Below are 7,716 nucleotides of genomic sequence, written 5' to 3'. Positions count from 1 at the left end.
TTGCCGGTCTGAGGACAGATCAAAGGTTGTGCCATCCTTAAACTGGTTTCTAGTATGATGAGTAAGTTTAGTAAAGGGGAGTTCTTTTTCTAGACAGCCCTGCCGAAGGACATCTTGAAATACCTCTGGCATGGTGATGGTATTCGGCCCGAAATCGAAATGATAGCCTGCTTCATTGACTGGCATCATCTTTCCTCCAAAATGGTCATTCTTTTCGAAAAGTTTAACTTCGGCTCCGGACTTGGCCAGGGTGACAGCCGCCGAAAGCCCTCCTAAGCCGCCCCCGACTATAGCAACTTTCATTCGTAAGATCTCCCTTTCCACTGATAGGATTTTCCCCTGATATGTACTGTCATGGAGGAAATCATAATTAATATAAGCAAAACGATCGACACGGGGATAAAAAAGGACAGCCATAATGGGTGACCTGTGCGAGCATCGATATACATTTTAAAGGATACGGTGAGCAGATAGGGCAGCACATACAGCCAGCTACCTTCTACAAAAGCAATAGCGATAAATCCAAACGGGACAAGAAACAAAAGAGTATAAAGAAGCGACAAGATCACAACTAGAGCCGCTGATCGTCCTAACCCGGTATAGATGTTTTTCTGGAAGCCGGCCCATGTTTCTTTAGGATGATGGTACATATAGGAAAGAACGGAAGGTGTAATATTCGCAAGCACCATTTTATAGCCGTTCTTTTTCATTTCCCTGCTGATGTGCACGTCCTCTACGAGGGAACCTTTAACGGACTCATGTCCGCCGATTGCTTCATAGGCTTTACGTTCCACCATAATAAAAATACCACACGCCGCTGTAAACATTGGTTTTTTTGTAAAGTTAGCTACAGCAAGAGGGAGGTGAAGCTGCACGACCATGTGTTGAAGCGGGACCAGCATATGACTTAGGAAATGGTCGTTTGGATAATGAGGGAAGCCGCTTAGCATCGAAGCTCCGTGTTTTTCCATCGTGGCAAGGGTCTTTTCGATGATTGACGGTGCAACGCGCGCGTCGGCATCCAGAAATAAGTAGTAGTCCCCGCTTGCTAATTCGGAGAGCTGATAACAGGCGTGAACTTTTCCATTCCAGCCATCCAGCAGCTCTTTTCCTTGATGAACCTTAAATCGCGGATCATTTTTCGTTTCATACAAGAGCTTCTCGTATGTTTTATCCTCTGAATGATCATCCAGAAAGATCACCTCAAGCGAAGGGTAGCTCAATCTATGGATCGAATTCATCAGCCCCTCCACGTTTTCTTCTTCATTTCGTAAGGGAATAAGAAGGGAGACACGGGGGTTACTTTTTAAGTGATCAGCTGGAGATAAAGGCAGTAAGAAAAAGCTGTTTATGATCGTCCACATATTGAGAAGAACCGTTATGATCAGGACAATGGTAAAAAACGTCACGATATCCCTTCCTTTCTGCTACAGGGTTCTAAACGAATGATGGTCTTCCTTAATAATCGTTTCACGCAGCTGATCCAGCTGTTCGGTGGAATGATTTTCAAAATAACGTGTCATTTCTTTTCTATTTAATGATGAATACTCTTCCTGCGCAAGTGGCTCTCCTATCTTAATGTAGATGTTTGGTTTTTTAGTATGCTCAAACGAATAGTAAATGGAAATCGGTACTACAGGGACGCTAGGACACTTCTTAGCTATGTAGGCGATACCTGTAAAAAACTCAAGTGGCCGTTTCTCCAAATGCTGCTCCTCTCCTTGAGGGAAAATCCATACCGTGCTGCCTTGCTCAAGAAGTGCTTTACTATAATTTAACGATTCAAGCAGATGCTTCCGATCATTCGTGTTAATGGAAAAAGCACCAATCCGGCGGAAAAAGGGAAAGCGTCTTATGCCGTCTTCATGCATCATTCCATAGCCATCGGACTGAATAATCTCTCGATTCAAATGATAAATTACTAAGGGGTCCCACCATGTTGAGTGATTAATTAAAAATAGAGCAGGCCCTTCTGGCAAAGTTGAATAAGATACATTAATGCGCTTAAACTGGGATTTTAAAAGAAAGCGATTAAACCTCGAAAATCCCCATTCAATAAATGAATTCTTTTTAGCTTTCAGCATAGCCTTTCTTCCTCCAAAAATAAATGATATACCATATTGCGGCAAGAGACCCTACTAAAATGGCGGCGCCAAATAGTCCGCCACTGATGGCCATGATACAGAACATCCCAATAATTAAGCCAAACGTAAGAGCCATACGTGACGGCCAAAGCGAAGAGGGGGAGACATTTACAGGGTTCCATAGTAGAAATACGGCGTGAAATATAGCGGCAAGGACAAACCACCCCATGAAGTTGGAAAAGGGGATATCGTAATAAACACCAGGCTCCTGCCAAATCCAATATTCTTTAACTTTGTACGAAACTGGATCAAGGATCAGGTCCATCGTAACAGCGAGTAGTCCCCCTGTAATAACGAAAGAAATATGACGGAAGAAGCCGCTCCATTTCTCCGTAATCCCCCGCGACAATTCATGAGAACAGCCAATTATCAGCATCCAGGCGAATCCAATGGTTACAGGCGTATCGAAGACCTTGAATCCGAAATTCTGGTTATAATCATAGGAGCCGAAAAGAAAATTGTAAGCGACACCCAGGTGTTCTACATAGATACTGAAAACGATAATAAATAAACTGTAGAGCACTCCTCCAGCTGCTCCGTACATACGAATAAAATAAATAATGGCAATCACACCTGCGGTAATTAAAAATACACTGTTGGCCCATTCCAGCCAGGGCGGCAGCCAGTCGAATGTAAGTAAAACAACGCCGCATAGGTACCAGAAAATGAAAAAGCGATAAAGAATAGTGTCCATCATTTCACCCTGCTCTCGAAATTAAAAGAAATTATGTAATGGAAAGTATTTTCTACCTAATCATACCTCAAAGGAGAGGGGGTTAAACAGAAAGAAGTCCTATGGAATATGCCATAGGACTTCAACAACGTTCTATAATGATTAATGGGCCAGCGTTTTCCTTTTTGGCCATGCTATTTTACGAGGAAGATGAGGAAGAACCCAGCGATCAAGTCCGTATTTACCGGCGTTTGCTCCCGCTACTAACAGAAAGACGGTTAGTAATACCATCTGTGGATTTGTGCTGGTTGTACCACTGAACAAAAATGCGAAGTTCATCAAAATACCTCCAAGAGCGGCGATATTCGTAAATAAACCAAGTATGAGTGCAATTCCAGCAAACACTTCACCCCACATTACCAGGAAAGCGAATAATTCATGGTTCGGGAGGGCGATCTGTTCCAAGAATAATGCCCACCATCCCTGCACCGCAGGATGAGCACCTTCAGCTTTACCTATGGCCCCCATTAAGAAGCCATTCACTTCAAATCCTCCTGTCACTTTTCCTAATCCAGATGTGAGCCAAGTATAACCTAAGTACACACGAATGACGGTCAAAATAAGGGCTGCTTTCTCATTGTTTCTAAACCATTGATTAATCATAACACTCACTCCTTTAGTTTGTTCAGCTTTTCACATGATTGGCTGATCTCTTGCTTACACCTATAGTATATAAGGGTAAGCATTAAGGTGATATACTTTGTGCAATCATTCACAAAGTGGTCTAAAAGTTATGACAGTCCTATGAATTTTAGTAGTTTACTTTTCATTAGGGAAGTGAATCTTTTATAATGAATGGATAGGATCATTTCGACTAAAAATAGACTCAGCATATTCGTTTGTTTTTTGCTAAAATAGGTATAGAGGAAAGGAGTGAGGATATGGCTGAAGTAGTTATGTTCATTGTTTGTGTAATTGTGTCACTAGGTTTCATTGGAATGTGTATTTTCGATCGAGGATAATCTGTACTTAACTTTGGAATGACATATCATATAAGATGAAAAAGAAGGTTCGCAGGAGAAGCTCATTAAGCTGATCCCGCGAATCTTTTTTTTGACACCTATTTGAGCTTCCCTTCGATTATAGAAGTGAAGGGAGGTGAAACATAATGGCAGTAAGCACTGAAATTGTACGCTCACAGCTTCAACTCGTTCTTGAAAATGGTCAGGATGAGAAAGGGAACACTATCTTCCGTACGAAGTCTTTTAACAACATTAAAATGACAGCTTCTGAAGATCAGTTGTACCGTGTAGCAACGGCAATGGCGCCTCTTCAACAGCATCTATTGTATGCAGTTGAACGAAATGATAATTCCATTTTGATTGATTTGTAAAAAAAATAGAATAAAAGAGGAGAAATGAAGTTGAAAAAGCTTGAGTTGAAATTCTTAAACGAAGAAAACCGTACCGTAACACTTACCCTGGACGAGCCTGTTGAGCCGGCAGATCCGGTCCTGATTAATTCCGTTATGGACACGATCCTGCTGGAGAACTGTTTTACGACAAGCGGCGGGGATTTAGTCGCTAAAAAAGAAGCGCGCATTGTGGAACGCAATGTATTTGATGTAGAAATTTAATAATTGAACACAGCCGCTATTTTTCAAAAATAGCGGCTGTCTTTCTAAGAGAAGAAAACCGTTAAAGACAGGGCTAATCCTCCCCTAAAGCTCCCGTTTTTGTAAGACTCAGTCTCGAGATAAATGGGTCCTTTACGTTAGAAGGATAAGGGTTGGTGGGGAAATAACTCGCTTTCCTGTGGCCCTGCACGACGTAGGGTCGATCGACGTTGCCACAGGACGTGGCGACTTTAGTCGATCCTCCTTTTACATGAGCCTCCTCAGTCGTTAACACTCCTTGTGGGGTCTCGCCTAGCTCCTTCTCCCACGGGAGTCTCATCATTTCCCCACCAACCCAACTATAATGTTGCGAACGGACCCTTCCAGAAGAGAAAAGGAGGTGAAGAAGGTGGAAACTTGGCTGCCTTTCATTACAGATGTCGGCTTCCCGATTGCGGTAACTTTTTATTTGCTGCACCGCGTTGAGGGAAAACTTGATCTATTAATTGAAACGCTTCACCAACTACCTGAAAAAATTTATTCGATCAAATAAAAAAGACGAGTCTGAAAGTGGTCATACACTTCTCAGACTCGTCTTTTTACTGATTAATTTGTTAGACCCCACTCATTAAATGGATAGATCACGAGCTCGGTTCGCCCGATAATTTCACTTTCCTTAACGAAGCCAAGTCCATTACGGCTGTCTTTACTGATGGAACGGTTATCTCCCATCACGAAATAGTGGTCTTCCGGGACCTCTACTTTACCAAAGTCTCTGGTGGCGTGAATAGCTGTTTGATTAAGGTAGGGCTGATTTTGTTCTTTCCCATTTATAAACAGCGTATGATCGCGTATTTCGATCGTATCGCCCGGCTGACCTACAATGCGCTTAACATAACTCTTTACCGGTCTTTCAATAATGACAATGTCTCCCCGTTCGGGTTCATCAATATAATAAATAATTTTGTTGAACATGACGCGTTCGCCGTTTTCAAGTGTCGGGTCCATACTGGCTCCTTCTACAATAGAAGTGGCAAAGAAAAAAGTACGTAAAATGAATGCTAACGCAATGGCCACAACGATGGCTTTAATCCATTCGAGCCATTCGTTCTTAGATTGCTCTGACACTTTATATCTTCCTTTCTCCATGAACATGAGATTAGATAATGTTCACTTCCCCTATATTTTATCACATCCCACTTAAAAGAAAAGACGGGAAAGCAGTGATTTAACAGATAATTTACATGTGTAAAATTATTGTCGAATGAATAGAAGTTTTGGCAACTACATTTACAAATATAAAAAAAATTGAGATAATTTTTCTGTCAAGGGGAACACACATTCTTTTCCTTTGAATTGTTGTCACATGCCCATTAAGCCAAGGAGGTAGCCAGTTGTGTCTACACCAAAGGAAGATCCTGTTTCCATTAAAATAGAAGCACTTCGCAAACGGATGACTGAAGTTGCGTTAGAAAAAGGTTTTTCCAGTGAAGAGTCGGTTAAAATAAGCCAGGAGTTAGATGCTGTCCTCAATCAAATTCAACATAAAGCTAATAAGTAAAAGCCTGCAGCTTGAGCTGCAGGCTTTTTTAATCGGCCATAAAATCTTCCAGTCTGTCCAGTCCTTTTTTGAGGGTGTCTTGACTATAAGCATACGATAGTCGCATGTACCCTTCGCCGTAAGTAGAAAATGCATCACCAGGAACCAAGGCAAGACGGCACTCTTCTAAAAGCTGGACGGCTTTTTCAAAACTCGTCATCCCATCCAAAGGAAACTTAGGGAATATATAAAAGGCTCCGTCAGGCACGACGTAGTCAAGTCCCATTCCAGATAACCGGCTCATTACATAATCCCTTCTTTCTTTATACTCTTCCTTCATAAAGGAGGGGTCTTCTTTTCCATTAGTCAATGCTTCGAGCGCTGCATACTGGCTGATCGAAGTCGGGCAGGAAACATTGTACTGATGTACTTTTAAGATGTGCTTGGCAAGCCAGGCCGGAGCAAGTAAAAAGCCAATTCTCCACCCGGTCATGGCATGGGACTTGGAAATACCGTTAATGACAATGATGTGATCCCGGACATCCGAAAACTGGGCGATGGATGTATGATTCCCTGTATAAACCAGTTCACTATAAATTTCATCGGCCAATCCGAACAGTTTATGTTTCTTCAATACATCTGCAATTCCGCGTAACTCACTTTCCGTCAACGAAACTCCCGTAGGATTAGATGGATAGGGAAGGATAACGGCTTTCGTTTTTGGTGTTATGGATTGTTCAAGCTGCTCTGCTGAGAGTTTAAAACCCTGCTCTCTCGTATCTACGTAAACGGGGGTGGCTCCCGCAAGTTTAATCAAAGGTTCATATCCAGGGTAAACAGGACCTGGTAATATAACTTCGTCTCCTGGGGTAAGGATGGTTCTAAGTGTGGCATCAATCGCCTGGGAGGCTCCGACCGTCACGATTATTTCTTCATCGGATTGATAGGATAAATTATATTTCTCAGATACATATTGTTCGATGGCTTTTCTTAGCTCAAGAATTCCAGCATTCGGAGTGTAAGTCGTTCTGTTATGCTGGATCGCATTGACGGCGGCCTGCTTAATATGATCAGGTGTATAAAAATCAGGCTGGCCAATAGTAAGGGATACGACATCATCATATTGGTTCACCATATTAAAGAAGCGGCGAATCCCTGATATTTGAATATCGTTTAGGCGGGGGTTGATATGTTGTTCCATTGCTGAGCACCTCTTTACATATATTTAACAAAATGTTCAAACAATTTCGATAGTTTCTCTGTAGAATTTTGTTATAATTTGATTGTAGTTTAATAGAAAGGAGTTTGATGGTTATGAGAATGAGCAGAATCTCTTTTGAAGAATTAGTCGCTCAAAATAAACAACAGCTTTTAGAAGACCAGAAAGCCATTGATAAAATTGAAGAACTAATAGATGAAAAACACGCAAAGAAACTTGAATCCTCTTATGTTAATTGATGATACCATATGAGAAAAGCAGCCGCATACCAGAGGGCTGCTTTTTTAGTTTTTGTCTCTGTTAAACTTCCGTGTTGATTTTAAGGTTAAGCTCCCGTTACTTGAAGACTCAGTTTCGAGATAGTTGGGGTCCGTTACTCTATGTGGAAGAGGGTTGGTGGGGAAATAACTCGTCTTGTTCCATCACCCAGACACTCGAGACATAAGCCGCTCATCAACGGATTGAAAAACCGCCATCCTTTTGATGGTCGGCTTATGCTGGTCGTGTCTTTCGGGGTGATTCCAC

At 41.9% G+C, this 7,716-nt stretch carries 12 protein-coding genes; 5 read left to right on the top strand and 7 right to left on the bottom strand.

From position 1 onward, the window contains the following. The 5 genes from WAM07_RS17725 to WAM07_RS17705 all read right to left on the bottom strand — a co-directional run. Positions 1-303, bottom strand: a 303-nt coding sequence (locus WAM07_RS17725; RefSeq protein ID WP_422168713.1) for an FAD-dependent oxidoreductase, incomplete at its 3' end; no start/stop codon positions are given. After that, positions 300-1,409, bottom strand: a complete 1,110-nt coding sequence (locus tag WAM07_RS17720) for a glycosyltransferase (RefSeq protein WP_422168712.1) — start codon at positions 1,407-1,409, stop codon at positions 300-302. The genes WAM07_RS17720 and WAM07_RS17725, both read right to left, overlap by 4 nt. An 18-nt stretch (positions 1,410-1,427) precedes the next feature. Next, positions 1,428-2,084, bottom strand: coding sequence for a lysophospholipid acyltransferase family protein (locus WAM07_RS17715; protein ID WP_422168711.1), 657 nt, complete (start codon positions 2,082-2,084; stop codon positions 1,428-1,430). Further along, positions 2,071-2,838, bottom strand: a complete 768-nt coding sequence (locus WAM07_RS17710) for a carotenoid biosynthesis protein (RefSeq protein ID WP_422168710.1) — start codon at positions 2,836-2,838, stop codon at positions 2,071-2,073. The genes WAM07_RS17715 and WAM07_RS17710 overlap by 14 nt, the downstream gene beginning before the upstream one ends. A 141-nt stretch (positions 2,839-2,979) precedes the next feature. Next, the gene (locus WAM07_RS17705; protein WP_422168709.1) at positions 2,980-3,480 is read right to left on the bottom strand and encodes a DoxX family protein; all 501 of its coding nucleotides are present in this window, start codon (positions 3,478-3,480) and stop codon (positions 2,980-2,982) included. Positions 3,481-3,985: 505 nt separating this feature from the next. Here WAM07_RS17705 and WAM07_RS17700 point away from each other — a divergent pair. The 3 genes from WAM07_RS17700 (at position 3,986) to WAM07_RS17690 (ending at position 4,985) form a co-directional block, all read left to right on the top strand. Beyond that, positions 3,986-4,210, top strand: coding sequence for a DUF1659 domain-containing protein (locus WAM07_RS17700; protein WP_422168708.1), 225 nt, complete (start codon positions 3,986-3,988; stop codon positions 4,208-4,210). Positions 4,211-4,240: 30 nt separating this feature from the next. Then, the gene (locus tag WAM07_RS17695; protein ID WP_175477913.1) at positions 4,241-4,453 is read left to right on the top strand and encodes a DUF2922 domain-containing protein; all 213 of its coding nucleotides are present in this window, start codon (positions 4,241-4,243) and stop codon (positions 4,451-4,453) included. Between the two features lie 388 nt (positions 4,454-4,841). Then, positions 4,842-4,985: a YvrJ family protein gene (locus WAM07_RS17690; RefSeq protein WP_224895666.1), complete on the top strand. Its 144-nt coding sequence runs from the start codon at positions 4,842-4,844 to the stop codon at positions 4,983-4,985. Between the two features lie 53 nt (positions 4,986-5,038). On the opposite strand, the gene lepB is transcribed toward WAM07_RS17690, so the two are convergent. Next, positions 5,039-5,560 carry a signal peptidase I gene (lepB, locus tag WAM07_RS17685; RefSeq protein ID WP_422168707.1) on the bottom strand — a complete coding sequence of 174 codons (522 nt, stop codon included), beginning with the start codon at positions 5,558-5,560 and terminating at the stop codon, positions 5,039-5,041. A 268-nt stretch (positions 5,561-5,828) separates the two neighbouring features. Between lepB and WAM07_RS17680 the strand changes: the two genes are divergently transcribed. Then, a complete protein-coding gene (locus WAM07_RS17680; RefSeq protein WP_422168706.1) occupies positions 5,829-5,993 on the top strand; it encodes a Spo0E family sporulation regulatory protein-aspartic acid phosphatase in 165 nt (54 codons plus the stop codon). Between the two features lie 28 nt (positions 5,994-6,021). Here the strand turns inward: WAM07_RS17680 and WAM07_RS17675 are convergent, their stop codons facing one another. Next, positions 6,022-7,173, bottom strand: a complete 1,152-nt coding sequence (locus WAM07_RS17675) for an aminotransferase A (RefSeq protein WP_422168705.1) — start codon at positions 7,171-7,173, stop codon at positions 6,022-6,024. Between the two features lie 113 nt (positions 7,174-7,286). Here WAM07_RS17675 and WAM07_RS17670 point away from each other — a divergent pair, with 113 nt between their 5' ends. Continuing rightward, positions 7,287-7,430, top strand: coding sequence for an FbpB family small basic protein (locus tag WAM07_RS17670; protein ID WP_089753533.1), 144 nt, complete (start codon positions 7,287-7,289; stop codon positions 7,428-7,430). Positions 7,431-7,716 lie beyond the last annotated feature (286 nt).

The sequence above is a fragment of the Halobacillus sp. genome (assembly GCF_049282395.1).
In the GTDB taxonomy this organism is placed as follows: Bacteria; Bacillota; Bacilli; order Bacillales; family Halobacillaceae; genus Halobacillus.
The sequence above is the reverse complement of the archived record's forward strand: the minus strand, read 5'-3'. Positions and strand labels throughout refer to the sequence as shown.

Excerpts from the sequence above, each read along its gene's own strand:
- WAM07_RS17715 (WP_422168711.1), bottom strand. The coding sequence starts at position 2,084 with ATGCTGAAAGCTAAAAAGAATTCATTTATTGAATGGGGATTTTCGAGG.
- WAM07_RS17710 (WP_422168710.1), bottom strand. The coding sequence starts at position 2,838 with ATGGACACTATTCTTTATCGCTTTTTCATTTTCTGGTACCTATGCGGC.
- WAM07_RS17705 (WP_422168709.1), bottom strand. The coding sequence starts at position 3,480 with ATGATTAATCAATGGTTTAGAAACAATGAGAAAGCAGCCCTTATTTTG.
- WAM07_RS17700 (WP_422168708.1), top strand. The coding sequence starts at position 3,986 with ATGGCAGTAAGCACTGAAATTGTACGCTCACAGCTTCAACTCGTTCTT.
- WAM07_RS17675 (WP_422168705.1), bottom strand. The coding sequence starts at position 7,173 with ATGGAACAACATATCAACCCCCGCCTAAACGATATTCAAATATCAGGG.
- WAM07_RS17670 (WP_089753533.1), top strand. The coding sequence starts at position 7,287 with ATGAGAATGAGCAGAATCTCTTTTGAAGAATTAGTCGCTCAAAATAAA.